The sequence below is a fragment of the Embleya sp. NPDC025285 genome (assembly GCF_055558835.1).
The window spans coordinates 1-26,034 of the sequence record NZ_JBVHLU010000051.1; the positions used below are offsets into that span (position 1 = coordinate 1).

Below are 26,034 nucleotides of genomic sequence, written 5' to 3' on the forward strand. Positions count from 1 at the left end.
GGGGGGTGGGGGTGTTTTTTTTTCGGGGTGGTCGTGGGCTGTGGGGGGGGGGGGGGGGGGGGGGGGCCCGCCCCCCCCCCCCCCCCCCCTCCGGCACGTGTGCTTACGTCTCAAAAATCAAAGTCGATAAAACTATTTATAAAGTCGATGACAGCTAGTCGGACGAATAGCCCGTATTGGTGCTTTTAGATTCCTGACCTTGGGAAACGCGCCATTGCGCAGTCTTGCTGCAAATCAATGGCATGATCTACCTGTGAGACAACGGCAAGCGGGAGGCGCGAAGCGCGGTACGCGGTTCCGCCTGCCCAATTACGACCCCGCCACGGAGGAGTCGTATCGGCCCGGTTCGAATTTCGAACCGCGACAGGCCGTGAAGCTCATCGCCATGTGCGAAGCACTGGATATCAGCGTGGCCGGGTTTCTCAACGACCTGGTCGACCTCTTGGAGGTAGACCCCTCCACGGGTAAGCCGGTCGGATGGCCAGAGTCTGTGCGGCTGAAGTCGCCGCGACAGGAGGCCGGATGATCTGACCGGCCTAGGGCCGCTCCCGTCCGGCTTCCTAACCGGACATTGGGACTGCGGCTCCACGGTCTTCCGGGATCTCAGCGAACTCCACGGTTCCCCAACCAGCGCCGAGACTCCCGATCCCTGAAAAGGCACTGAACGCGCTACCGGTTTCCTAGGCCGGTGGCGGGCTCTCGTGCGTCCTCATAACACCGAGGTGGCTGCCATCGTAGCGCAGACCTCCGGTGGCGGTACCCCCTTGCCTTCTGCCGGCGTGTCGGTTTCGACACGTGGGCCGAGTCAACTCGCCGCTGCCGGTCATGTTTCTTGTCCTGAAAACCCCGAATCGACCCTGACCGCCTTCCTCTTGTTGTCTCCTCGTGAGTTGGTGCGTGGAGCTGCCCGGCGGCAGTCGGGTGGGTGGGGGAATGTATATCCGCCCGAGGACCAGGTACCGGTCGAGGCGGTGGATTTCGCGCGTCCGGTGGCGATGCACCTCGCCCGCCAAGTTGGCCCCAAGTCGTGGCTCTTCGCCCTGCTGGTTCTCGATTTGGACACCGTGCGCGGCCTGTGGTCGCGTGCCCAACTCCTCGCGTGGGCGGAAGTGTTCGTCTCGGCCGCGCGGGCGGAGGGCATCACCGCGGTGGTGGCGCATTCGGGTCCGGGCGGTGGTGTGCACGTGTGGATGGGCTGCGCCGAGGGCGTGAAGCCGGCCGTCGCGGCTCGGGTGGCACAGGCGGCGCGGCGGTTGTGTCCGGCGGTGGATGTGGCGCCGTTGATGAATCCCGTCACGGGTGCGGTGCGTCCGCCGGGCGCGGCTCACCGCGACGGCGGTCACAGCGTCCTGGTCGGTCACACGGCCGAGGACGCGGTGCGCGAACTCGGTTGGGATTCGCCCCCGGCCGCCGCGTTCACGCGTCTCGCGGCGCGCCTGGAGTCGGTCGGCACTGTGGTGGCGTCGGTGGCACCGGCGCGTGCCGGTGCTGCGGCGCGGGTGGCGGATGGCGCTGCGGTGTACGACCACCGCGCCCTCCAGGCCGCCGTGCGGACGGTTGCGAAGGGGCCGGTGCGGCCGCCGGTTGCGGGTGGGTTGCGGTTGCGTGCGGTGCAGGCGTTCGCGGCGGACGGGGGTGTGTTGCCGCAGGACATCGCGGCGAGGGGTCCGATCCTGTGTCCGGTGATCACGGATGCGTTCGGGCGGGTGCGTCTGGACGTCGAGCCGCGGGGGTTGGGTGCGCGGGGGGTGGCGAGTCTGATGCGCCGTCACGCCCCTTCCGACGACCACTCGGCGCTGTGCCACGGCCCGGCGAAGGTGATGGCGTTGGCCGGGTGGAACTACGTGCAGGCTCGCGAGGTCGCGTTCGACGCGGCTCGCTCGCCGGCGCTGGAGTGGGTACGCACCTCGCGTTCCGGCACAGGTCGCGTGGCGGTCGATCCGGTGGAACGTGAGCGCCGGTTCGGGCGGGTGTGGTGGCTGGCGGTGCAGGACGCCGCACGGATGCCGGTTCGGGGCCCGCGGGCGTCCGGTCGCGCCGCAGCGGTCGAGGAGGCGGTGCGGGACCTGCTGGCGCGGATGCGGTCGGTGGCCGTGGAGGTGTGGTCGCGTCCGGGTGGTCCGGCGGACCAGGCGGTGCTGCGTGTGGTCGCGCTGTTGATGGTGGAGTCGGGCGAGTTGGAGGTGACGGCGGATTGCCGCCGGGTGGCGGTGCTTGCCGGGTATTCCGTGCAGACCGCGAACGAGGCGTTGAAGCGTCTGTTCCGGGACGGGTGGCTGGTGGAGGTGGACGGGGCCGATCTGCAGGCCGGTGTGGCCCGTAGGGTGCGCCCGGCGACCGCGCATGTGTGCACGGGTGCGATTGGGCACCGGTGCGCGGTGTACGCGGCCGCCCCTCATGCCCGTGCCGTCTCGGATGCCGTCGTCGCAGGTCACTACGGGTCTGACAGAAGGCGGAACGCCCGCCCCCCCTACGGGAACCGCAGCCTCCCGGAATACCTCCGTACCACCTCCACCCGGGCCCAAGCGGGTCTGTGGCACACCCTGGGACATCACCTCATGCGGACTCTGGAGATCGTGGAGAGCAGTGCCAAGCCGGTTATCTGGGACGATTTGAAGACCGAGTCGGGGTACGTCGACGCGACCTTGAACCGGCATCTGGGGCACCTACGACGGTTGGGGCTGGTTGTACTGGGCCGGGACGCGTCCGGAGCCCACACAGCCGTACACAGCCCCTCACGCACCCTCTACGAGGCCGGGGAACTCCTCGGCGGGGACGTCCAGGACCGGCCCGCACACCACGCAGTCAAGGCCCGGATCGAGCAAGCCCACGCTCGCTGGTGGGCGGGTGAGGTCGCCTGGTGCCGGTTGTCCCGCGACGACAAACGAGCCCGGGGCCGGCGGGCCCACCCCGACCAGACCGTGCTGCGCGACGCCGACCCCACCGCCCGCGCCTACCCCCGCACCCCCACCGGAGCCCCCGACCACGCCCGCGCCCGCACCATCGAAGTCGCCCGCATCGACGCCGCCGCCCTCCTGAACCACGCCATCCGCCTCGCCCGCGCAGGCACCCTCATCGACCCACCCCGCATCCGCGACACCCCCGTCCCCACCCGACCCCGCACCGCCACCCCCAAGACCCGCACCATGGTCGGCCGCAGCGCCGGCCGGCTCGCCGTCGCCTGCCCCCAGTGCAACGCCCCCACCGGCCACCGCTGCGTCACCTGGCACGGCACCCCCGCCCGCACCACCCACATGGTCCGGCTGTACGCCACCGTCGACCCACAGACCGCATCCACCGGAGCCTGAACGTCGGAGCACGCGGTTACGCTCGCCGTGACCCGGATCCGGCGGGGCATCCCGGGTACGAGGCGGAACCCAGCACGCACCAAGGGGACACCATGGCCGAGCGGTTGAGCGTCGACGAGGTCGTACGGCACCTCACGACCAGCGACGGGGACAACTTCACCGCCGACGACCAGTACGGCGCGGCCGACACCGAACGCCGCAGGCAGATTCGGGCGGCCGTCGCGAAGGTCGTCACCGACCTGCTCGTCGACGGGGCCGACGGCGACTTCGGCGATGGGCGATCGCGGCGGAGAACATCTGCAACACCATGTGGCACCTCGCCGGCGTGGCCGACCAAGAGGACGTACTCGCGCGCACGGAGACGGATGCCGCAGGCGCCTGAGCCCACCGGCGCCGGAACACTTCCTCGGTGCGTCCATTGCCGACCCGCGCCCGCCGTGGCCCCGCATCCGTGAAGGCCGCTTCGGCGTCGGCTGGGCGTGCGAGTATTCCGGGTCGAGGAAAGGGGAGCGTCATCGTCGACATCCCGTGGGAGCATGTGGGGCAGCCGCGATACGACCGGATCGTGGAATCCCTGATCCAGCGCAAGTACGGCGAGAACTGCACCGTCGAGGTCTTCGACGGCCGCGGCGGGGACCAGGGCCGTGACATCGTTGTCGTGGACGCCCAGGACCGGATGTGGATCTATCAACTGAAGTACTTCCCCGACGGGTTCCCCACCGGCGCCAAGAGCCGGCGGCCGCAGATCAAGAGATCCTTCATCAGCGCCCTGAGGCATCGGCCGTGGGGCTGGATCCTCGTCGTCCCGTGCAACCTCACGGCTTCAGAGCGCAAGTACGTGGACGACCTCGTCGCCGGACGCGGGCTGAAGTCCACCGACGTGTGGGATCGGTCCCGGTTGGACACACTGATGTCTCTGCAACCGGGCCTGAACGACTACTGGATGCGTGACCCCCTTCTGGAACAGGCGCGCGTGTACGGCCAGGAGAAGGCCATTCTGCTCGGTGCCGACGACCTCGCCGAGCGCGTTCACGCACTCGGTAAGGTCACCGACGGACGTGACGAGGACTGGACCGTCGACTTCGAACGCGACGGTGACGCAGTGGTGCAGACCGTGCGGGAGCAACACCCACGTGCACACCTGCGAAGCCCGATCACAATCGACTTCGCGGTCTCCACCGACCCGGATCTCCAAGCCGCCATGCGGCGCAGCCTGGGCTACGGCCTGCCGGAAAAGGTGACCTTTCCCCCGGAATCGGTGAGACGACTGGAGGTTCGCGGACCTTCCTGGCTCAGCGCGACACACCAGAACGTCAAGGCTTTCATCCTGCCCCTCGAACGCCCGCAGCCGAATCCCGCCACTCCCGTCGACATCCGCTTCACCGACGACGCCGGTCGCACCACCAGCTCGCATGAGGGCACCCTCGTGCACCTCGGCAGGGGCACGAGGGGCCACTCCCTCAAGGCACGCTTCCACAACTGCGCCGACCTGACATTCTTCCTTCCCGATACGCAGGAGGAGCCCCACCGGGTCGAGAACGACTGTGACGTGGCCCGCCGATCCACCTCCGAGGTGCTGGGGGCCGTTGCCCTGACCCGGTCGTTGCTCGGCCGCGAGTCTTTCGAGATCCGCGTCGACGGGAATCCACTGGGGTCCTTCGACTGGAACGATCCCTCACCCGACGACCCGACGACACACGAACACCTACACGGTCTCGAGCTTCTCGCCGGCGACCTGGAGGCCGTCCAGCGCCACTGCAGCACGACGTTCGGCATGCCTGAAGCGCTCACCCTCGGCGAGCGGATCGATCTGCGAGTCGCGCGTCTGCTGCTCGAAGGGCACTGCGTAATCCACCCCGCGCGCAACACGCGTACGTTCGTCCTCACCAACCCCGACGCCCCGATACTGGGCGACCTCCTGGCCGGGAAGGCGAGGGGGGTCCGTTTTCGGGACCCCGACTACCGCCTACGGCTGGGAGATCGTGTGTTGAACATCGGCCCGGTGGAGGCGTTCCATATGCACACGCTTCTGGACGATCCCGATGATCTCGCCAAAGCCCTGAAGGCCGGAACCGCGACTGATCGCCGCATCAGTGTCACCACCGTGGACCGGACCGGCTTCTGCTTCTTCAAGCCGGACAAGCTCCGGACCGGAGAGCAGTTCGTCGTCACTCCCTTGGGGCTGCCGGAAATTCCCGCTACCGACGACGGCCCCTTCGGCCTCGGCCAGCCGACCGCCTCGTAACGGTCGTGCGCGGTTGCCAGCACGCGTCGTCCCCGCAAAGGCCCCAACAGCCGCACACGCCGGGGACACGCGCGTCAGCCGGCATGGCGCCACTGCCCGATTCCCGGCCGACAAGACATTCGATGACTCGAACGCATATTCGAAATCGAACGTGCTTGGCGCTACCCTGATCGACGTGAGTGACATGGGCGATTCCACCGGGGACGCCGGCGTGGAGCCCTCCTTCACCGACCGCCCCACCCTGGGCGAGCGCGTCGACGCCACCCGCGCGAGCCGCCCGCGAGCAGGGACCCGCGATCCCGGCACCGTCACGGGCCGATCGCGTCGACCCGCTTCCTGTCGACTGGCCACCGGGACTGCCCGGCCCCGGCCGCGTCGGATGGGTCGAGCGGGCGGTCGGGGAGATCCTGGACCTGTCCGCCCTCGCGCACTACCGCGGACACAGGGTCCTGGTCGAGCACCCTTGCATCGCCGCCCGGGTCACCCGCCACCAGATGCTCGCCGAACGCGAGGCCCTGCGCGCCGGGTATCGAACCGCCCGCCTGGAACTCAAGGCCCTGTTCGACGACCCGGCCGTCATCGACGCGGCCCTCGCCCTCTACATCGAACTCGGCCGCGAATGGGGCGAGCGGGCCCACCAGGTCGCCGCCGTCGCACGCCGTCGCACGGGTCTTGCCTGAGCACCTCGAATCCGACCGGGAGGACCGCTCCCCCGCGGATCCCCACGCCCGCTACCGTGTGGGCATGAGCGACACCAGCATCGAGTTCACCGACGCCGAGCTCGCGGCCCTGCGCGAGCGCGCCGCCGAATTCGGCACGACCGTTCACGACTACGTCGTGTCGACCGCGACCGGCGAGCCCGGCGAATTCGTCGACAAGGCCCGGGGCCGGTTCGACGCCTGGATCCAGGACCCGGCGTTCGCCGAGGCCGACCGCGCCGTCGACGCCGCATAGCCGCGTGGCCCGCTACGTCACTTTCGCCGAACTCCTCGAACTCGCCGAGGAGATCGAGGACCCCGCAATCTCCGATTTCGGCGCGCTGATCGCTGCCGTCGCACGCCACCAGGGCGTGGTGATGGGCATGGAGGTCTACCAGGGCGCGCGCGCCAGGGCAGCCGCTCTCCTGCATTCCCTGGCGCGAGTCCCTGCGCTGGAGGCCCACAACGGCACGTTCGCCGCCGCGGTGGCCGCCGCCTACCTCGACGACCAAGGCGTCACCATCGACCCCGATCCCGCCAAGTGGGCCGCCCTGGCCGTCGATGCCGCCGAGGGACGCGCCACCGTCGTCGACGTCGCCGCCCGCATCCGCACACTGACCTCCTGACCGTCGCCGTCCTGCAGGACGGCGACGCGGCCACGCTCGCGCGTCGAGACTCAGCCGACCGGCCAGTGGATTCCCTGTCCTTGCCCGCGGACGGCACGCCACCGGGCGACGGGCACACGACCCTCGGCGACCAGGATCCAACTCGAGTGGTAGGCGCGGTTGACCACGTCGTCCAGGACGTGCCAGTCGGCCTGGACCCCGCACCGTGCGCACCGGTTCGGGTTGAAGCCGCGTCCCCGCTGCCACGCGGGCCGATCGCACAACTGGGCCGCCATGTCCGCGGTGTCGCCGTCCGGATCGGCCAGGATGCCGCGCGCCATCGCGACGGCCTCGGGAAAGTCCGTCGTGGTGAACTCCTCCCCCGACGGTCGATACGACGGCAGCAACCCGAACACCCACCACATCGAGAACGCGCACGACGCGCACGGCATCTCGAAGGCCATCACATCCACCCGCAGCGTCCCCGACCTGCCCAAGACTCCCCCGTCGACGTGCCGGCCACCACAACGGACCGAGTGTGGCATCGCAACGTCCCTTCCCCCGTCGGCCCCGCGAAACCCGGGCACCTACCAACGCCGGTCGAGGCAGCCGGCCGAGCAATTCCGGTGCCCCCCACACAGGTGACCCAGGCCCCGGACCCCGGCGTGCCGGGGTCCGGGGTGGCACGCCGGGGAGCCGGCGCGCGGGTCACGCAACCCGAGTACGACCCGAGCCCTCCCCTACCGCGGCCACCGAGCCCGAGCCCCGTGTCGACTCGGGCCCTGCGAAACGAGCGCGCCCCCGGTCGCGGCGGAGCCGCGAGGCCGCCCCCCAGGCGGCTCGCGACCGGAGGGCGCGAACCAAAACGCCCGTTTATGCGCACAGAGACGGCGGCCGACCGGCCTGTCGTCGAGAACTGTGACCCGCGTTCGAGGTCGAACGCCCCGAACGGATCTGATACCTGCGAGAGTTGCCCTAGGCGCCCGCCCCGGGTCCGTCGTCACCCGTCGGGTGCTGTGCGGGCTGTGCCCGGGGCGGGCGCCGATGTCGCAGCCCCCGGCCCCGCCTCAGCCTTCCGCTCCGACGCCGCGCCGTAGTTGTTCGAGTCGGGTCGGCAGCGGTTCCCAGCCCGGTTCGCCGGCCAGCTCCACGTTCAGCTCCACGACCGCGCGGGTGTAGGCCCGTGCCAGACCCCGAGGCATCAGCGGCATGCCGACGGGCCCCGAGGGGTGCGCGCGCACCGACACCCACACCGCGGTCGCCGTGCCCTGCACCCGGCGGACCAGGAGCGCGCGCACATCGAGCCAGTTCCGCAACGCCTTCTGCGTGGACGAGGAAAGCGGTTCCACCCGGCTGACCGGTGGGCTCACCGAACGGGCCTGGGGCCGGCGGGTGATCACCACGCTCGCCCGATCGTCCCCCAGATCGTCCAGCCGCATCGCGCACAGCTCGCCGAGCCGGGCGCCGGTGTCCAGGACCACCCCGATGACCGCGAACAGCCGGAGCCGGCCGGGGTCGGCCCCGGGACGCTCGGCGTGAGCGGCGAGCCGGCTCAACAGGTGTGAGCGCTGTCGGAACCCGACCGGAACTCTCAGCTCTGGCATCCCCGGGCGCTCGGGCAGGTCGACGACCACCTCACCCGCACGGGCCAGGATTCCCAGGCAGTCCAGCCGCACCCGCGTGCTCGCCGCGGACGGCCTGACGGGGGCGACGGACGCACGAGCACTCAGTTCCCCCGCCTCGGCCAGCTCCACGTACCTGCGAACGCTCGCGGCCGACAGAAGATCGGCCAACGAGCCATCCGCACCGCCGGGGAGAACGTCGCCCCGCGCGAGCGCCCTGCGCAACTCACCGGCGACCCAGCGCAATTGACGCGCGCGAGCGGGTGACGTCTCCTCGTTCGCGGTCGCTCGCAACAGGGCTCGATCGAGTTGATCCAACGCCGGAGCACGCGGAGTGGAATCCATGTCGGCACTATACGGACGATTCAGCCCGCAACTGAGACGGATAACGGGCTTGGCAGACATTCCCGTCGGACCCGACATCACCACCGGTCGGCATCGCATTCCCCTGGCCGACGCGCGACGGTGGCCCGACCCAACGCTGGGAGCACTCATCGAGGACGCCATGGCACTCGACCCTCGCCTCGCGTGCCGGCGCGATCGTCCGCCCTGCCTGACCGCCGACGGGCGGGGCGGCGTCGGCCCGATCGTGTGGTGCCGCTTCGGGGGACGGTGACCCGGCATCGGAACTCCAGACGGGCGCCCTCGTTGTCTCCGGGGACGGTCACCGTTGTCTCGAAGGGAAGTCGCCCGATGGGTAAGAAGTCTCGGACGAAGGCGTCGCGGCGTGCGGCGGGGACGAGCCGACGCAGCAACCAGGTGCGGTATCCCCTGTACGTGGCGTGCGCCCCCGGTGAGGCGGAGGCGGCCGTGGGCGCCGAACGAGCCGCCGAACTGCTCGCCCTGTACGAACTTCCCCTGCGGAAGGTCGACGTCGCACTCGACCGGGCTTTGCGGGGGTCGTTCGTGGTGGTGAACGACGAGTGGCCGCAGGGCCGGACCTGGACCCTGGACACCTACGAGAGCGTGTGGGCGAAGGACGACGAGATCGAAACCTCGCTCGGGGACTTCCTGCACCAACTCCATGCCGACGGCGCGTTCTTCGTCGACCGGGAAGGCGCGCTGCGGGAAGAGTGGATGGGGACGCTGTCCGGCGATCATGCCGACAGCGCCGTCCGACGCCAGGTGCTGAACCTGCCCACCCAGCGTTTCTGCCCCTGACGGGCCCGACCGCCGCCGATCCCCGGCACTGCCGAGTCTCCCTAGAAGCATCGGATGGGGCCGGGGTCCCGAGGCAGAGTTGCGGCGTGCTTCTCTTCCTCCATCCGCTGCCGATCCCGGTGCCGGGCGTCCTCTCGGGCCTCGGCGGTGACGGCCTCGCCGAAGATGATCGCCGCCGAGCTGGCGACCGCGCTCAGCGAGTACCGGACGGGAGAGCGGCTGGACCGTGCCGGCAGGTGCAGACGCGCGACACCGGCCGGGAGGTTCGTACGCAGCGCTCCGTGCCAGCGGATCCACAGCGCGGGACGCCCACGCAGCCCTTCGTCGCGGAGCTTGTCCACGGCGGTGCCGCGCTCCTCCCGGTCGATCTCCACGGCGATGGGAGGGCCGTTCCCGCGCACCAGGCGGAGGTCCAGATAGGCGGTCCAGGGCGGCGACCAGTAGATCCGGCATCCCCCGCTCAATGGGCGAGGCGGGTCGATGTAACGCATCGGCGCCTCCCCTTCGCTCCTCCAGCCCGACTACTTCGCCCATTCCGCCACGGCCCGGGTGATGCGCCGGGTCGCCTGTTCGCCGGTCAGGCCGGTGAAGGCGAACTGCGTCTCGGACAGGTACGCGCGCAAGGCGGCGGCCAGGTCTTCGGACTCGCCGATCGCCGTCGATTCGAGGGTCACCCGCCGATTGTCCGCCTGGGCACTGACACTCGCCGAGGCTGTCGAAGCGGACAATCCACGAACGGAGGATCTTCCGGTGGAGTCGGGATCCGTATCGGTGCGACAGCCCGTGAGTTCCCCTTGCGGCGCTGATGGCGCCGCAACGCTCGGAACCCGATGTGTGCGCCTGCACGCCCCCGAAATACAACGCTGCGCTGACAGTTCGGCGTTGTCAGCTTGGTGTTGTGCGAGGAGGATCCGGAATATGACGAAAACCGATGAACCGACTCGGTCGACGGTGCGGTTTTCAGTGTCCGCCGCTGAGTTCTCCGGTGAGGTTGCCGTGCATCGCGGCGGAGTGTTCGTTGAGGCCGGTGATCTCGACGGTCTTGCCGTAGCGGGCGTATTTGGTGGTGATGGCGTCGAGGGTGGCGACGGTCGAGGCGTCCCAGATGTGCGCGTCGCTCAGGTCGATGACCACGTGGTCGGGGTCGCCCGGGTAGTCGAAGCGGTAGACCAGGTCGTTGCTGGAGGCGAAGAACATTTCCCCGGTGACGTGGTAGACGACGCTGTCGCGGTCGGGGTCGAGCACCGCTTTGACGTCGGCGAGGTGGGCGACGCGGCGGGCGAAGATGATCATCGCGGTGATGGTGCCGACGACGACGCCGATGGCGAGGTTGTCGGTGGCGACGACGACGGCGACGGTGACGACCATGACGGTGGTCTCGCCGATCGGCATCCGCTTGAGCGTTGCCGGCGCGACGGAGTGCCAGTCGAACGTGCCCACGGAGACCATGATCATGACGGCGACCAGGACGGCCATGGGGATGTCGGAGACCACGGACCCGAAGGCGACGCACAGGATCATCAGGAACACCCCGGCGAGGAACGTCGACAGGCGGGTGCGTGCCCCGTTCTTGACGTTGATCATGGTCTGGCCGATCATCGCGCAGCCGCCCATGCCGCCGAAGAACCCGGTGACGATGTTCGCGACGCCCTGCCCGATGGACTCGCGGGTCTTGTTCGAGTGGGTGTCGGTGATGTCGTCGACGAGCTTGGCCGTCATCAGCGACTCCATCAACCCGACCAGGGCCAGGGCGAGTGCGTAGGGGGCGATGGTGGTGAGGGTGTCGAGGTTGAAGGGCACGTCGGGCAGGCCCGGGGTGGGCAGGGACGAGGGCAGTTCGCCCTTGTCGCCGACGTTTGGAACGGCGATCCCGGCGCCGACGGTGAGCGCGGTGAGCGCGACGATCGACACCAGCGGGGCGGGCACGATGTTGGACAGGCGGGGGAAGAACACCATGATCGCCAGCGCGAGCACGACGAGCGGGTAGACGGCCCACGGCACGTCGTGCAGTTCGGGGACCTGCGCGATGAAGATCAGGATGGCGAGGGCGTTGACGAAGCCGACCATCACCGAGCGGGGCACGAACCGCATGAGTTTGGCGACGCCGAGCGCGCCCAACAGGATCTGGAAGACGCCGCCCAGGATGACGGCGGCGATGAGGTAGCCGAGGCCGTGGTCGTGGTTGAGCGGGGCGATGACCAGCGCGATGGCGCCGGTGGCGGCGGAGATCATCGCCGGGCGTCCGCCGACGATCGCGATCGTCACGGCCATGGTGAAGGAGGCGAACAGGCCGACGGAGGGGTCGACGCCGGCGATGATGGAGAACGAGATCGCCTCGGGGATGAGCGCGAGCGCGACGACGAGGCCGGCGAGGATCTCGACGCGGGCGACTTTGGGGGACAACCAGGACGGCCGCTCGAAGCGCGGGCGTGCGGTCAGGGCGGGACTGGGCAAGTTCGGGAACCTTCACGTGGGACGGAGCGCGTGCGCTCGGATCGGGGTGCGACGGGTTTCGGTCGCGTTTCACCGCCGGGCGGGACGGGGCGTACGAGAGGGGGCGACCATGGGCGTTGTGCCGGCTGCCCGGCCGCGTCACGGCGGGCACATGGCTGCGCGAGGCGGTTGAGGCGTGACGCGCTCCCATTGGCCGTGATGATCAGGGCGAAGCCGTCGAGGCCCCGCCGGGCAGCGCGCGGCAGGCGCTCCCCCCGACGTCATTTTACCTAACGTAAGGGTAGAGATGGCGGCGGGCGGGAGAGGGGTCGGTCAGGGGTGCAGCAGGTGGAGACGTCCGGGCAGTGGAAGCAGGTCGACCGGTCCGTGCGCGTCGTGGGCGGGCACGCCGTCGATGTCGAGCCTGTATGGGCCCCAGTGGTGGTCGTGTCGGAGACGATCCGCGGTTCGGTGGCCCAGCGTGGGGCTGTGGACCTGGAGCCGCGGAGTTCCGGGGATCAAGGCGACGTGCAGTGGTTGGTGGTCGGGGAGGGCCAACGGCTGACCGTCGAGGGTCACCGTGAGGGGGCCCGTCGAGGGATGGGCCGGGAGCAGCGTGACGTCGCGGATCGCGGCATCCGTCCGGCCACCGGCGAGGACGACGCCTATGACGTCGTGGCGGCCGGCGCCGAACAGGTTCGACGTCTGCGGGGGATCCCCTTCGACTCGGGGAGCCAGAAGCGGTAGTCGCCACAGGGCGGCGAGTCGCCGGGAGCGGGTGTCGGCGGAGCCGCTGACGTCGGCCAGGAGATCCACGGGCGGACGCGTGGGTTGGCGTCCGTGGTGCGTTCGGTCTCCGGCCGACGGGACGAGTGTGTGGGCGGTTGTCGCGATGCCGTGGGCTTCCAGGTGTCCGCGAAGGCGGGCGGCTTCCCGGCGGCTGACCGGGTCGAAGTCGTGTAGGACGGCGACGCGAGGATGCGCGGAGGTGCGCCGGGCGAGAAACAGTGCCGCGGTGCGCATGCGCAGGTGCGTCGGGTGTTCTGTGTCGTCATGGCCGTTCATGTTCGCCCCCCGGATATGGTCGGCATCTGGTCCGACGCGACCGATGGCAGGTACGCGTCGAGGTGCCGGGTGGAGGGTTGCCGTGGCGGCCCATGCGGCCGGTGATCCGATGAGGCTCCGCTCGACATGGCGGCTTCCCTCCCGACGCAACTCTACTCTAGCGTGAGGGTAGAGTTGTGTTTCGGGGGGGACGGAAGACCGTCCGATTCGTGTACGGGACCCGCATGCAGGCGAAGGGAGGTTCGCGTGGCCGAGGCGGACGAGGACACGAACGCGTGGCCGCGATGTCGGCGATGCGGACCCGCGGCGGCCCGCGGAAACGTGGCGTCATGGGGATCCGCCCCACTGGAGGACGCCCGTGAATAGGGACGGCGACGTCACGGTGCTCGACGAGTCGGCCCGGCGTCGGACATTCGCGGTGATCAGCCACCCGGACGCGGGCAAGTCGACGCTGACGGAGGCGCTCGCGTTGCACGCGCGGGCGATCTCGACGGCGGGGGCGGTACACGGGAAGGCCGGACGCGCACCGGTGGCGAGCGACTGGATGGAGCTCGAGCAGGCCCGGGGCATCTCGGTCACCTCGGCGGTGCTGCAATTCCCCTACCGCGGCGCGGTGTTGAACCTGTTGGACACCCCCGGTCACGCGGACTTCTCCGAGGACACCTACCGTGTCCTGTCGGCCGTCGACTGTGCGGTGATGTTGATCGACGCCGCCAAGGGTCTGGAACCGCAGACGCGGCGGCTGTTCGCGGTCTGTCGCGCGGGCGGGGTGCCCGTGATCACGTTCGTGAACAAGTGGGATCGACCGGGTCGGGACGCGTTGGAGTTGACGGACGAGATCGAGCGGCATCTCGGGTTGCGGCCGACTCCCGTGGTGTGGCCGGTGGGAATCGCCGGGCAGATGTGCGGCCTGGTGGACCGTCGTGCGCCGGGACGGATGATCCGTTTCTCGCGGGCTCCGGGTGGGGCCCGGGCGGCTTCCGAACAGGTGTTGGACGCGAGCGGGGCGGCGTCTTTGGACGCGCGCGCGTGGGCCTCGGCCTGCGAGGAGATGGAGCTGTTGGACGTCGACGGCGCGAACCACGATCCGCGGGCGTTCGCCGACGCCGTCACCACGCCGGTGTTCTTCGGGGCGGCGGTGTCCAACATCGGTGTCCGCCTGCTCTTGGACGCGTTGGTCGACCTGGCCCCTGCGCCCGGTGGTCGACCGACGACCGGCTGTGACGCTCGGCCGGTCGACGCGCCGTTCTCGGGACTGGTGTTCAAGGTGCAGGCGAACATGGACCGCTCCCACCGCGACCGCGTCGCTTTCGTGCGCGTGTGCTCGGGGGCCTTCACGCGTGGCATGACCGTCATCCGCGCGGCCTCGGGGCGCCCGTTCTCCACGAAGTACGCGCACACCCTCTTCGGTCGGGATCGCACGTTGACGGAAACCGCCTATCCCGGGGATGTGGTCGGCCTCGTCAACGCGACCGCGCTGCGCGTGGGCGACACCCTCTACGCGGGCCCGGCGGTGCGTTTCCCGGAACTGCCCGCCTTCGCCCCGGAGCACTTCGCGGTGGCCCGGGCCGCGGACGTCGGCCGTTCCAAGCAGTTTCGCCGCGGCATCGCGCAACTGGAGGAGGAGGGTGTCGTCCAGGTCCTGGCGAGCGACCGGCGTGGCGATCAAGCCCCGGTGCTGGCCGCGGTCGGCCCGATGCAGTTCGACGTCGCGCAACACCGCATGGAGCACGAATTCTCCGCTCCGATCACCCTGCAACGCCTGCCCTACACCCTGGCGTGCGCCACCGACGCCGTAGGTGCGGCGCTGCTGACGGACGATGCCCGCGGCGAGGTGTGCACGCGCCTGCGCGACGCCGGCCTGCTCGCCCTGTTCGCCGACACCTGGCACCGCGACTCGTTCCGCCGACGCCACCCGAACGCCCGCATGGACGACCTGGCCGGCGCCCTCGTGTGACAGGGCGCCCCCTCCCTCACACGAACACCCGATCCCCGAAGGAAGGGAGCCCTTCACCGTGACGGACATCGCCGTCACCCGAATGGAATTTGCCGGCCGCGTCGAAGACGCGTTCGCGGCCGATCGCGTCGACCGGAGCGCACTCGTGGCCACCGCCGCCGGCGCCCGCGTCGAGGTCCTGCACGTGCTGCGCGGTCTGCCCGACCGGGTCTTCACCGACCTGCGCGACGTGTGGGTCGATGTGCCCGGCGTCGCCGTGGGCCGTGCCTGACGGCCCTACCGGTGCGCTTCGGCCGACCCGGGCCCGCTCGGTGTGGCCGGTTGGGCGGGCAGATGGTGTCGCAGGGTCGCGGCGAACTCCTCGGCGATCGCCAATTGAGTGCGCAGTGTCTCGCATCGGGCGTCCGCCAGCTGCTGGTACTCATGCAGGCGCGTGCGTACCTGCTCCTCGTCCCGTGTTCCCTCCTCCGGGGCCGAGCCCTCCCCCGACAGGCGGGAGACGATGTCCAGCAGCTCCCGCATCTCCTCCAGGGTGAAGCCCAGCGGCTTCATCCGACGGATCACCATCAGACGCTCCACGTCCGCGTCCGTATACAAGCGGAAACCGCCGCGGCTGCGCGCCGAGGGCACGACGAGATCGACTTCCTCGTAATGCCGGATGGTGCGCAACGACAGTCCTGTGCGTTCGGCGACCTCGCCGATCTGCATGTGCCCTTCCACCACGCCCGGCACCCCTTTCAACTCGCTCACAGGCGACCCTCGCGGCCCGAACCCATCATGCCGTCTCGTCGGGTCGGCCCGACGCCCGGCGTGCGCCCGGCGCGGGAATCCGCACCACGCTATCTACCCTGACGTTAGGGTAGACTCTCGCGCCGTTGGAATCACGACCTCCGGGTCGCGTCGGCCGGTGATCGGGACGGCCCGGCGGATGGCGTCCTCCGGTGGCCGATCACCTCGACGGACATCCGCGGAGCAACGACTCGGTCTTTCATCGATCCACGGTCGGCCGGCCACGGGCGGCGGCCGTCACACGAGAAGAGTCCTCATGACCCGTTCATCGATCGAACGCGCTCCACGGTCCCGGACGGGTGGCCTCGGGTGAGCGTGGTGCTCACATCGTCCCCCGCCGACGTCGATCGGGACGTACTGGTGGGGCTCAACGGATTCTCGCGTCACGCGCCGTGGGCCGATCACGCGGTCGAGTGGACGGGCGAGTTCGGGATGGTCCTCGCCCTGGTGATTCTGGTCGTCGCCGGTTGGTGGGTCGCGCGCCGCGGGCCGGACGCCCCCCGCTCGGTGGCGTGCGCGGTGTGGATCGTGGTTCCGGTCGGTGTGGCCCTGGCGGTCAACGTGCCGTTGCGCGCGTGGGTGGACCGGCCGCGACCGTTTGTGGACCACCCCGGATTGAACGTTCTCGTGGAAGGCAAGACGGATCCCTCGTTCGCCAGTGACCATTCGACGCTGGCGATGGCCGTCGCGGCGGGCCTGTGGCGCGTCGACCGCCGGATCGGCCTGATCGCGGTGGGTGTCGCTCTCCTCCAGGGGATGGCCCGGGTGTACATGGGAGTGCACTACCCCAGCGACGTGCTGGGGGGACTGGCGTTGGGCGTTCTGGTCACGGGCCTGCTGGCGCCGATGGCTCTGCCCGCGGTCACACCGCTCACCCGGGCGCTCGCGTCCTCGGTGTGGAGGCCCCTGATCGTCTCCCGCTCGCCGCGCGTGCGCGAGACTCCCGCCCGCGTCGGAAGCGTGGAACCGCCGGAGCGCGAGGGCGGGAGCCATGGGGATGTCCGGCGACGACACGAGGAGGACCGCGTGTGAGACGGACGCCGCACACACCTTGACCCGCGTCGGTTCGCGGACATGGAGGACGGGCGGCGCACGCCGTGGTCGACACATCGGCGATCGGCGGGCTATCGGCTCTCGTCGATGGGCCTTCGGGTGTCCCGCCGGTACGGCATCCCGGACGCTCCACCCGCGGCGGTACGCACGGCGAGCACCTGGTTGACGCCGATGGCGTTGCGCTCGAAGGCGAGCGCCGAGGCCGCCATGTACAGGAGCCAGACCCTCACGCGTCCCGGTGAGGCCAGATCCGCGGCCCGGTCCCGGTTCGCCTCCAGGTTCGCCACCCACGCCCGGAGCGTCGGGGTGTAGTGCTCGCGCAGGGCGTGCACGTCCCGCACTTCGAAGCCGGCGTCCTCCAGGTGGCGGATGGTCGTGCCCAGCGGTGCAAGTTCCCCGTCGGGGAAGACGTAGCGGTCGATGAACTCGTCCGCCCGGTGCGCGCGTTCGTCGGCGGCGGGTCGGCGGGAGATCTGATGGTTGAGCAATCGACCGCCGGGCCGCAGGAGGGCGTACAACGCGTCGACGTACGTCCGAAATCCGGTCGAGCCGACGTGTTCGGCCATGCCGATCGAGGAGACGGCGTCGTAGGGGCCGTCCGGGATCTCCCGGTAGTCCTGCACTCGAATGTCGATCTGCTCGGCGAGACCCGCGTCGGCGACCCGCTTGCGGGCCAAGGTGGCCTGCTCCACCGAAACGGTCACCCCGACGGCTTCGACACCGTGGTGGCGAGCCGCGTGGATCACCATGGAGCCCCAACCGCACCCGACGTCGAGCAGACGCATCCCCGGGCGCAGGGCGAGTTTGCGGCAGACGAGGTCCAGTTTGGCCTCCTGCGCCGCCTCCAGGGTGTTTCGGAAGAGGGTCCGCTCGTCCCAGTAGGCGCACGAGTAGACCATCGACGGGCCCAGGACCAAGGCGTAGAAGTCGTTGCCGACGTCGTAGTGGTGACCGACCACGGCCCGGTCCCTGCGCACACTGTGCAACGGACCGCGGCGGCGGGCCACCTCCTCCGCCGGGGGCGCGGGGGGCAGGGCCGGCCCGAGCAGGGCCAGCGCCTCGCGGACGAACCGTGTCGTGTCCCGATCACGCAGGGCCGTCCACAGGCGCGCGCTGACGGGTCCGCGCGGCGCGGGTCTCCAGAGGAGGTCGGCGATCCGGTCGAGCGCCTCGTACAGGTCACCCTCGACGTCGATCTCCCCGGCCACCCAGGCGCGTGCCAGGCCCAGTCTTCCCGGCTTCCAGGCCAGGCGGTGAAGGGCGCGTCGGTCGTGGACGACGAGGACGGGCCCGTCGGCGGACCCGGCCTCGCTGCCGTCCCAGGCGCGGATCCGCAGCGGCAGTGGACGCCCCAGCGCCTGCTCGGCCAGTGCTGCGAGCCGTCGGGCGGTGTCGGACACGGTCGTACCTCCACAGGGGATTGTGCTCCGGCGGTGACGCGTCGGGCGGTGACGGGGCCGGTTCCCGCGCACGACGCGCATTCGGCCCCTTCGGCCGAGGGCGCGCACGCCCACCGGCCCCTTTGCCTTCCGCGGAACCCAAAGCGGGTCGGAAGTCGAGGACGGGTCAGTGGCTGCCGGACAGTTCGCCGGTCAGGTTGGCGTGCATGTCGGCGCTGGGCTCGTTGAGTCCGACGATGGTGACGCGCTTTCCGTAGCCCCTGTACTTGGTCTCGATCGCGTCCAACGCGGCGACGGAGGAGGCGTCCCAGATGTGGGCGTCGGAGAGGTCGATGACGACGTCGTCCGGGTCGCCCTTGTAGTCGAACTGGGACACCAGGTCGTTGGAGGAGGCGAAGAACAGCTCACCGGTGACCGCGTACACGACCTGGTGGCCGTCCGGGTCCACGACGCCGGACACGTTCGCGAGGTGGGCGACGCGCTTGGCGAAGATCACCATGGCGGTGACGCAGCCGACGACGACGCCGATGGCGAGGTTGTGGGTGGCCACCACGCAGACGACGGTCACGACCATCACGACGGTCTCGCCCACCGGCATGCGCTTGAGCGTCCTGGGTCGGACCGAGTGCCAGTCCAGGGTGGCCACCGAGACCAGGATCATCACCGCTACCAGGGCGGCCATCGGGATGTCGGAGACGACCGAGCCGAAGCCCACCACGAGAACGAGGAGGAAGACACCCGAGAGGAACGTGGACAGGCGGGTGCGTGCGCCGGCGGTCTTCACGTTGATCATGGTCTGGCCGATCATCGCGCAACCGCCCATGCCGCCGAAGAACCCGGTGACGATGTTGGCGACGCCCTGCCCGAGGGACTCGCGGGTCTTGTTGGAGTGGGTGTCGGTGATGTCGTCGACCAGTTTGGCCGTCATCAGCGACTCCATCAGGCCCACCAGGGCGAACGCGAAGGCGTACGGGGCGATGGTGGTGAGCGTGTCCAGGGTGAAGGGGACGTCGGGCAGGCCCGGAGTGGGCAGGGACGAGGGCAGTTCGCCCTTGTCGCCCACGTTGGGCACGGCGATGCCCGCCGCGACCGTGATCACGGTCAGTACGACGATGGCGATCAGCGGCGCGGGCACGACCCGGGTGAGCTTGGGAGTGAGCACCATCAACGCCAGGCCGCCGACGATGAGCGGGTAGACGGCCCATGGGACGTCGTGCATCTCGGGCACCTGGGCCATGAAGATCAGGATGGCCAGGGCGTTGACGAAGCCGACCATCACCGAACGGGGCACGAACCGCATCAGTTTCGCGACGCCCAAGGCCCCGAGGACCACCTGGACGACGCCGCCCAGGACGACCGCGGCGATCAGATATCCCAGGCCGTGTTCGTGATTGAGGGGGGCGATCACCAATGCCATCGCACCCGTCGCCGCGGAGATCATCGCCTTGCGACCGCCGACGACGGAGATCACCACGGCCATGACGAAGGACGCGAAGAGACCGACGCTGGGATCGACTCCGGCGATGATCGAGAACGAGATCGCCTCGGGGATCAGTGCCAGCGCGACCACGAGGCCGGCCAACACCTCCGTGCGAAAGATCTTGGGGGACCCGAGCCAGTCGGGCCTGGTCAAACGCGGCCGTGGGGCCGCGGACAGCAGAGTGGACATGCAACCGTTTCCGTGTCGGGGGCGCGTCCCGCCCGGGGATGCGCGCGTGGTGCCACCCGCAAGGGGGCGGGTTGTGGGTTCTCGCCGACCGCGCCGTCGAAGCCAGGTCCCGACGAGGGCTCGACGGCCCGGACCGGCCGCCGATCGGGTGTCTCCACCCGGAAGATCGTGGGTGCCGTCGGTCTCGACGGCGGGGCTGCCAGCGTTTGCACAACTCGAGCGGCCCGCACCCACTCTACTCTAACGTTAGGGGAGAGTCGAGCGACCGGGTGCCTCGCGCGTCGTGTCGTGTCGGCGCGAGGAGCGTCATCGACGCGTGAAGGCGGGGCGCTCACGCGCACGTTTGCGACCGGCTCCGCGCCGCGCGCGCAGGAGTCTGGTGGTCGTACGCGAAGCGACCTACCCTGACGTCACGGTCGAATCGTCCCGAGCTGTGGGACCGGCGGCCCTCCGCGCCTCGTGACGCCTTCGCCGCCGCCGCGGGGGCGGGCCCACGGGCGGTCGCGCAGGAAGGAGCCGGCGCGTGGACCGGGAGCACGTTCGCATCGGCGAGGTCGCCGAACGCACCGGATTGTCACTGCGCACGATCAGGCACTACGAGGAGAAGGGACTCGTTTCACCCTCGGCCCGCAGCCCGGGCGGCTTCCGCCTCTACGACCGCGCGGACGTGGAGCGCCTGACGCTGGTCCGCCGGATGAAACCACTCGACTTCTCGTTGGAGGAGATACGCGAACTGCTGCGGACGCTCGACCGTCTCGCCGCGAATCCGGGCCCGGACGCCGAAGAGCGCGATCGCCTGCGCCTGTGCCTGCGGGAATATCATCGACGCGCCGAGGCGCGGTGCGGGACCCTGCGCGCGCAATGGACGGCCGCCGAGGAGTTCACGACGACGCTGCGCGGACACCTCGCCGCCCACTGCGAGTCGCAATCCTGACCCCACTTCGGGGCAGCCCCGCGCATCTGTACCCTCTCGTGAAGGTACGGTTGCGTGGAGTTGCCGGCAGCCGCGCGAACGGAGGTGGTGCCCGATGCGGGATTTCGCGTGCCCGACCTGCGGGGAAACGGAAGACCTGGTCGGCGGGAAGGCGGAAGACGAACGCATCCTGGTGCGGTGCCGCGTCTGCGGCGCGCGCTGGATGCGCGGCCGAGCCGTCTGCGACTCGTGCGCCGGCGACGATCTCGTGGAACGCCCCCTGGCGACGACGCGCACGTCGCGGGGCACCCAACTCTCGATCGTCGGCTGGGACCGCGTCCTGTTGTGTCCGGCCTGCGACTCCTCGGTGCTGGAGGAATCCCTGCGCACGAACCGCGCGGTTCCCGCCGGCTATGTGCCCCGCGCCGCCGCGCGTCCCGACGACGGCCCGCGGACTGCGACCCCCGCCCGCCCGGCGCCCGCCCCGATTCCCGAGCGCGCCGACTCCCGCCCGCCGCCACCGGCGCCCGCCACCCGCGCGCCGCGGCCCCGGGTTCGCACGGTGCGTCAGGCGACGGCGGCCTTCCTCGAAGACGTCGACGGGGCGAACGCGGACCCCACCGCGATCCTGCTGCTTGCCACACACCTGGGACAGGCCACCGCACTCGACACCCTGGACCGCGACGACGCGGGCCCGGCGCTGACCGCCTGGTTCGAGCAGACATGGGGCGAGCGACCGGGCCCGGCACGCGCACGCGCCGCGTCCACGGTGCGCGCGGCCCTGGAGCACTGGCGCTCGCACGGCTGGACCACCGTGACCTTGGGCGAAGGCATCCGCCCCTGACCCGGAACTCGTCATCCCCGGCCGCGTCCCACGTCGCGGACCGGCCACCTTCGGCCGTGCGTGGTCCCTTCCCTGTCCGGGACGAGGGCCGCGCGACAAGGAGAGAACCCATGAGCCACCCCCACCCCGAACTCGGCCCCCCTCCCGCACTGCCCAAGGGCGGACTTCGCGTGACCCCGCTCGGCGGTCTCGGCGAGATCGGCCGCAACATGACCGTCTTCGAATTCGAGGGCCGGCTGCTGATCGTCGACTGCGGCGTGCTCTTCCCCGAGGAGGAACAACCCGGCGTCGACCTCATTCTTCCGGACTTCACCTCGATCCGGGATCGCCTGGGCGACATCGAGGCGATCATCCTCACCCACGGCCACGAGGACCACATCGGCGCGGTCCCCTACCTGTTGCGCGAGAAGCCCGACATCCCGCTGATCGGGTCCAAACTGACCCTCGCGTTCATCGAGGCCAAGCTCACCGAACACCGCATCCGGCCGTACACGCTCGAAGTCAAGGAAGGCGACACCGAACGACTGGGTCCCTTCGAGTGCGAGTTCGTCTCGGTGAACCACTCGATCCCCGACGCGCTCGCCTTGGCGATTCGCACAGGGGCTGGCACCGTGGTGCACACCGGCGACTTCAAGATGGACCAGCTCCCGTTGGACAATCGCCTCACCGACCTGCCGGCGTTCGCGCGCTGGGGCACGGAGGGTATCGACCTGCTGCTCGTGGACTCCACGAACGCCGAGGTCCCCGGCTTCATCCCGGCCGAACGTGACATCGCCGGCGTGCTGGATCGGGTGTTCGCGGACGCCGACCGTCGGATCATCGTCGCGAGCTTCGCGAGCCACGTGCACCGCATCCAACAGGTGCTGGACACCGCGTACGCCTACGAGCGCAAGGTCGCCTTCGTCGGCCGCTCGATGGTGCGCAACATGAAGATCGCCGGGGACCTGGGCTACCTGAAGATCCCCGCCGGCCTCGTGGTGGACGTCAAAGCGCTCGACGACCTGCCCCCCGACGAGGTCGTTCTGGTGTGCACGGGTTCGCAGGGCGAGCCGATGGCGGCGCTGTCGCGGATGGCCAACCGCTCGCACCAGCAGATCCGCATCGTTGAGGGCGACACCGTCGTGCTCGCCTCGTCGCTGATCCCCGGCAACGAGACCGCGATCTACCGCGTCATCAACGGCCTCACCCGCTGGGGCGCGAACGTCGTCCACAAGGGCAACGCCAAGGTGCACGTCTCCGGCCACGCCTCGGCCGGCGAACTGCTCTACTTCTTCAACCTCACCCGCCCGCGCAACGTCATGCCGGTGCATGGCGAATGGCGCCACCTGCGCGCCAACGCGGACCTCGCAGCGAAAACCGGCGTGCGTAGGGACCGGATCGTGCTCGCCGAGGACGGCGTCACCGTCGACCTCGTCGGCGGAGTCGCCAGAATCACGGGCAAGGTTCGCGCCGGATACGTCTACGTGGACGGCCTCTCCGTCGGCGACGTCACCGAGTCCTCCCTCAAGGACCGCCGTGTCCTGGGCGAGGAAGGCTTCGTTTCCGTGTTCCTCGCCGTCGACTCGTCCACCGGCAAAGCCGTCGCCGGACCACAGTTCCAGGCTCGCGGATCGGGAATCGACGACGCCCTCTTCGACGCCGTCATCCCCAGGATCGAGGAAATGCTGCACAAGGCCGCCGCGGACGGTGTCGCCCAGCCCTACCAGTTGCAACAGCAGATCCGCAGGATCGTCGGGAAATGGGTCTCGGACACCTACCGCCGTCGGCCGATGATCCTGCCGGTGGTGGTGGAGGTCTGAGAGCCAACCACTCGACGGCGCGCCGCCGTTCGCACATCCGGGAAAAGACTCGACGATCAACGACCGGTCGCGGTCCGGGTATCGGCCGGCACGAGCGTGCCCGCCGCGTCGACCGAATCCGGCGGTTGCATGCTCCTGCCCAGTGCCGGTCGGTGATCGAATCGGCCACCGGCCCGGCCGTGTCCGACAGGTCGCACCCGTCCCCTGCCCGGATGCGGCGTCGCCGTCCGGCCCGACACACGCGCCGCCCCGTCGCGGTCAGGTCGTTCCGGCGGGTGGGGCCGCCTCCGGGTCGTCCTTGGGCAGGGCGAGCGTCGCGGCGACGACGGCGGCCAGGATCGCCGTCATGACGAGGAAGACGCGGCCGTAGCCGGCGGCGAGGTCGGCCGGCGCCCGGTGGGTATCGCCGGCGCCGGCGACGGCGACCAGGGCGGCCAGGCCCAAGGCGCCGCCGAGTTGGCGGGTGGTGTTCATCAACCCGGAGGCGGCGCCCGCGTCGCGGGGATCGACACCGGAGGTGACGGTGGCGGTGATCGGGGTGACCAGCAGGCCGATCCCGGCGGACATCACCATCCCCGGCCCCAGCACGCCCAGGGCGTAGCCGCTGTCGGCGTCGGCGCCGCTCTGCCACAGGAAGCCCGCCCCGGCGAGCGCGGAGCCGAGCAGGATCAGGGTCCGCGCGTCCACGTGTCGCATCACCCACGGCGCCGACCGGGCGGCGCCGATGCCGACCAGGGTGTGCGGCAGGAAGCCCAGGCCGGTCTCCAGGGCGTCGTAGTGCAGCACGTTCTGCATGTACAGCGACAGGAAGTACCACATCGGGATGAAACACGCCCCGGCCAGGAGCATCACCGTGTTGCCCACCGAGATGGCCCGTGTCCGCCACAGCCTCGGCGGCATCAACGGCTCCGGAGACAGCCGTGCCTGGACCAGGGCGAACGCGCCGAGCGTCACGAAGCCCGCGATCAGGGCTCCCGCCGTGACCGGATCGGCCCAGCCCCTCGCCGGACCCCGGACGATGCCATAGGTGAGCGCGGTGACGCCGGTGGTGGCCAGGACCGCCCCCGGGACGTCCAGCCGTCCCCTCGTCCGGGCCGTCACCGTCGCCGCGACGCGCGGCAGCAGCACGAACGCCGCCGCCACCGTAACCACGCCGATGGGCACGTTGACCAGCAAAACCCACCGCCACGACAACGTCCGGGTCAGGACCCCGCCGACCAGGTTCCCGGCCGCGCCGCCGGCCGAGCCCACCGCCGTCCACGTGGCCAACGCCCGTGTCCGGGCACGGCCTTGCGCGAACGTCGTGGTCACCAGCGTCAACGTCGCCGGCGCCAAAACCGCCGCCCCCAGGCCCTGCACGGCGCGCGCGGCGATCAACGCCGCCGGGGACGTCGCGAGCCCGCCCACCAGGCTCGATCCCGCGAACAGCGCGAGCCCGGCGACGAAGACCCGCCGCAGCCCGTACAGATCCGCGAGTCGCCCCCCGAGCAACAGGAACCCGGCGAACACCAACGCATAGGCGTTGACCACCCATTGCAGGCCGGCCTCGTCGAAGTCGAGCGCGGCGCGGATCGAGGGCAGCGCCACGTTCACCACGGACACGTCAAGCACCACCATGAACTGTGCCGCGCACGCCAGGGCGAGCACCCACGACGCCATCCGTCCCGTCACCCGCGGCGCCGGTCGCCCCCGCTTTTCACGGGCCGCCGCCGCGGCGTTCGGCCCGGCCTCCCCTTGCCGTCGTCCCATCTCTTCCCCGTTCGGCGCGTCGACTTTGTTGATACAGTTGTAACGTAAAAACGGAGGGCGCGGGAAGAGGGGCGAGTGGATGCCGAAGCTGGTCGATCACGCGGAGCGCCGCGCGTACATCGCCGACGCCCTGGTTCGTTTCGCCGCCCGCGAGGGTCTGCACAAGGTGACGATGCGCGCGGTCGCGGCCGAGGCCGGCGTGTCGCTGCGGACGGTGCAGTACTACTTCGAGACTCGGGCCCATCTGATGCACGCGGCGCTGGAGCGTCTCGAACGCCGCGGCAACGAACGGTGGGCGGCGCGGCTGGCCGCCCTGCCCGCCCCCGCGTCCGCCCGCGCGGTCCTGGAAGCCCTCCTGGCCGAGGCGTTGCCCACGGACGAGGACAGCCGCGTCTTCCACCTGGTGTGGACCTCGTACGCGGTGCTCGCGATGACCGACCCGGATCTGGCCGCGCGACCGTTCGTCGAGGGCCCCAGGCGCCTCGAACAGCAGGTGGTCGACGTTTTGCGACGGGCCCAGTTCGACGGCGATCTCGCCGGCGACCGTGATCCCCGGGCGGAGGCCGCCCGTCTGTTGGCGATCGGCCACGGCCTGGGCACCGGCGTCCTGGTGGGCCAACGCACCGCCGCGGCGGCCCAGGCGATCCTTCGCTACCACCTGGACCGTTGTCTGGCCGGCGCCCTACCCGGCCCGCCCTCCCTGGCGTGACAGGGCCGGGCGCCA

Annotated in this window: 23 protein-coding genes; 13 read left to right on the forward strand and 10 right to left on the reverse strand. The window is 70.3% G+C overall.

What is annotated here, in order from left to right:
• Positions 1 to 971: 971 nt before the first annotated feature.
• The 5 genes from ACZ4FV_RS29530 to ACZ4FV_RS29550 all read left to right on the forward strand — a co-directional run bounded on the left by ACZ4FV_RS29530 (position 972) and on the right by ACZ4FV_RS29550 (position 6,877).
• A complete protein-coding gene (locus ACZ4FV_RS29530) occupies positions 972 to 3,308 on the forward strand; it encodes a hypothetical protein (protein WP_465323675.1) in 2,337 nt (778 codons plus the stop codon).
• A 658-nt stretch (positions 3,309 to 3,966) separates the two neighbouring features.
• The gene (locus tag ACZ4FV_RS29535) at positions 3,967 to 5,553 is read left to right on the forward strand and encodes a hypothetical protein (RefSeq protein ID WP_465323676.1); all 1,587 of its coding nucleotides are present in this window, start codon (positions 3,967 to 3,969) and stop codon (positions 5,551 to 5,553) included.
• A gap of 179 nt (positions 5,554 to 5,732) precedes the next feature.
• A complete protein-coding gene (locus ACZ4FV_RS29540; protein WP_465323677.1) occupies positions 5,733 to 6,233 on the forward strand; it encodes a hypothetical protein in 501 nt (166 codons plus the stop codon).
• A gap of 64 nt (positions 6,234 to 6,297) precedes the next feature.
• Positions 6,298 to 6,507 carry a hypothetical protein gene (locus ACZ4FV_RS29545; RefSeq protein ID WP_465323678.1) on the forward strand — a complete coding sequence of 70 codons (210 nt, stop codon included), beginning with the start codon at positions 6,298 to 6,300 and terminating at the stop codon, positions 6,505 to 6,507.
• A gap of 4 nt (positions 6,508 to 6,511) precedes the next feature.
• On the forward strand, positions 6,512 to 6,877 hold the full coding sequence (locus ACZ4FV_RS29550; RefSeq protein WP_465323679.1) for a fic family toxin-antitoxin system, toxin component: 366 nt from the start codon (positions 6,512 to 6,514) through the stop codon (positions 6,875 to 6,877).
• A 50-nt stretch (positions 6,878 to 6,927) separates the two neighbouring features.
• On the opposite strand, the gene ACZ4FV_RS29555 is transcribed toward ACZ4FV_RS29550, so the two are convergent.
• On the reverse strand, positions 6,928 to 7,353 hold the full coding sequence (locus ACZ4FV_RS29555; protein WP_465323680.1) for a hypothetical protein: 426 nt from the start codon (positions 7,351 to 7,353) through the stop codon (positions 6,928 to 6,930).
• Positions 7,354 to 7,923: 570 nt separating this feature from the next.
• Complete coding sequence (locus tag ACZ4FV_RS29560) at positions 7,924 to 8,823, reverse strand: tyrosine-type recombinase/integrase (RefSeq protein ID WP_465323681.1); 900 nt, start codon at positions 8,821 to 8,823, stop codon at positions 7,924 to 7,926.
• 348 nt (positions 8,824 to 9,171) lie between these two features.
• Here ACZ4FV_RS29560 and ACZ4FV_RS29565 point away from each other — a divergent pair, with 348 nt between their 5' ends.
• Positions 9,172 to 9,639 (forward strand): hypothetical protein, encoded by a 468-nt coding sequence (locus ACZ4FV_RS29565; RefSeq protein ID WP_465323682.1) that lies wholly within the window; start codon positions 9,172 to 9,174, stop codon positions 9,637 to 9,639.
• A gap of 41 nt (positions 9,640 to 9,680) precedes the next feature.
• Here ACZ4FV_RS29565 and ACZ4FV_RS29570 read toward each other — a convergent pair whose 3' ends face one another.
• The 4 genes from ACZ4FV_RS29570 to ACZ4FV_RS29585 all read right to left on the reverse strand — a co-directional run bounded on the left by ACZ4FV_RS29570 (position 9,681) and on the right by ACZ4FV_RS29585 (position 13,137).
• Complete coding sequence (locus ACZ4FV_RS29570) at positions 9,681 to 10,130, reverse strand: hypothetical protein (RefSeq protein ID WP_465323683.1); 450 nt, start codon at positions 10,128 to 10,130, stop codon at positions 9,681 to 9,683.
• Between the two features lie 30 nt (positions 10,131 to 10,160).
• Positions 10,161 to 10,313, reverse strand: coding sequence for a hypothetical protein (locus ACZ4FV_RS29575; protein WP_465323684.1), 153 nt, complete (start codon positions 10,311 to 10,313; stop codon positions 10,161 to 10,163).
• 286 nt (positions 10,314 to 10,599) lie between these two features.
• Entirely contained in the window at positions 10,600 to 12,093 is a 1,494-nt protein-coding gene (locus tag ACZ4FV_RS29580) for a SulP family inorganic anion transporter (RefSeq protein ID WP_465323685.1), read from the reverse strand.
• A gap of 312 nt (positions 12,094 to 12,405) precedes the next feature.
• The gene (locus tag ACZ4FV_RS29585; protein ID WP_465323687.1) at positions 12,406 to 13,137 is read right to left on the reverse strand and encodes a hypothetical protein; all 732 of its coding nucleotides are present in this window, start codon (positions 13,135 to 13,137) and stop codon (positions 12,406 to 12,408) included.
• Positions 13,138 to 13,495: 358 nt separating this feature from the next.
• Here ACZ4FV_RS29585 and ACZ4FV_RS29590 point away from each other — a divergent pair, with 358 nt between their 5' ends.
• Entirely contained in the window at positions 13,496 to 15,094 is a 1,599-nt protein-coding gene (locus ACZ4FV_RS29590; RefSeq protein WP_465323688.1) for a peptide chain release factor 3, read from the forward strand.
• Between the two features lie 58 nt (positions 15,095 to 15,152).
• Positions 15,153 to 15,365, forward strand: a complete 213-nt coding sequence (locus ACZ4FV_RS29595) for a hypothetical protein (RefSeq protein WP_465323689.1) — start codon at positions 15,153 to 15,155, stop codon at positions 15,363 to 15,365.
• A gap of 5 nt (positions 15,366 to 15,370) precedes the next feature.
• Here the strand turns inward: ACZ4FV_RS29595 and ACZ4FV_RS29600 are convergent, their stop codons facing one another.
• On the reverse strand, positions 15,371 to 15,802 hold the full coding sequence (locus ACZ4FV_RS29600) for a MerR family transcriptional regulator (protein ID WP_465323746.1): 432 nt from the start codon (positions 15,800 to 15,802) through the stop codon (positions 15,371 to 15,373).
• Positions 15,803 to 16,192: 390 nt separating this feature from the next.
• Between ACZ4FV_RS29600 and ACZ4FV_RS29605 the strand changes: the two genes are divergently transcribed.
• Entirely contained in the window at positions 16,193 to 16,915 is a 723-nt protein-coding gene (locus ACZ4FV_RS29605; protein ID WP_465323690.1) for a phosphatase PAP2 family protein, read from the forward strand.
• 92 nt (positions 16,916 to 17,007) lie between these two features.
• On the opposite strand, the gene ACZ4FV_RS29610 is transcribed toward ACZ4FV_RS29605, so the two are convergent.
• Both ACZ4FV_RS29610 and ACZ4FV_RS29615 read right to left on the reverse strand, forming a co-directional pair.
• A complete protein-coding gene (locus ACZ4FV_RS29610) occupies positions 17,008 to 18,336 on the reverse strand; it encodes a class I SAM-dependent methyltransferase (protein ID WP_465323691.1) in 1,329 nt (442 codons plus the stop codon).
• 166 nt (positions 18,337 to 18,502) lie between these two features.
• The gene (locus ACZ4FV_RS29615; protein ID WP_465323692.1) at positions 18,503 to 20,005 is read right to left on the reverse strand and encodes a SulP family inorganic anion transporter; all 1,503 of its coding nucleotides are present in this window, start codon (positions 20,003 to 20,005) and stop codon (positions 18,503 to 18,505) included.
• 523 nt (positions 20,006 to 20,528) lie between these two features.
• Between ACZ4FV_RS29615 and ACZ4FV_RS29620 the strand changes: the two genes are divergently transcribed.
• From ACZ4FV_RS29620 to ACZ4FV_RS29630, 3 genes are all read left to right on the forward strand, one after another.
• On the forward strand, positions 20,529 to 20,939 hold the full coding sequence (locus ACZ4FV_RS29620) for a MerR family transcriptional regulator (protein WP_465323693.1): 411 nt from the start codon (positions 20,529 to 20,531) through the stop codon (positions 20,937 to 20,939).
• Positions 20,940 to 21,033: 94 nt separating this feature from the next.
• Positions 21,034 to 21,762 (forward strand): hypothetical protein, encoded by a 729-nt coding sequence (locus ACZ4FV_RS29625; protein ID WP_465323694.1) that lies wholly within the window; start codon positions 21,034 to 21,036, stop codon positions 21,760 to 21,762.
• A 110-nt stretch (positions 21,763 to 21,872) separates the two neighbouring features.
• Positions 21,873 to 23,561, forward strand: coding sequence for a ribonuclease J (locus ACZ4FV_RS29630; protein WP_465323695.1), 1,689 nt, complete (start codon positions 21,873 to 21,875; stop codon positions 23,559 to 23,561).
• Positions 23,562 to 23,819: 258 nt separating this feature from the next.
• On the opposite strand, the gene ACZ4FV_RS29635 is transcribed toward ACZ4FV_RS29630, so the two are convergent.
• Positions 23,820 to 25,220: an MFS transporter gene (locus ACZ4FV_RS29635; protein WP_465323696.1), complete on the reverse strand. Its 1,401-nt coding sequence runs from the start codon at positions 25,218 to 25,220 to the stop codon at positions 23,820 to 23,822.
• Between the two features lie 169 nt (positions 25,221 to 25,389).
• Here ACZ4FV_RS29635 and ACZ4FV_RS29640 point away from each other — a divergent pair, with 169 nt between their 5' ends.
• A complete protein-coding gene (locus ACZ4FV_RS29640) occupies positions 25,390 to 26,019 on the forward strand; it encodes a TetR/AcrR family transcriptional regulator (protein ID WP_465323697.1) in 630 nt (209 codons plus the stop codon).
• The last annotated feature ends 15 nt before the right edge of the window (positions 26,020 to 26,034 follow it).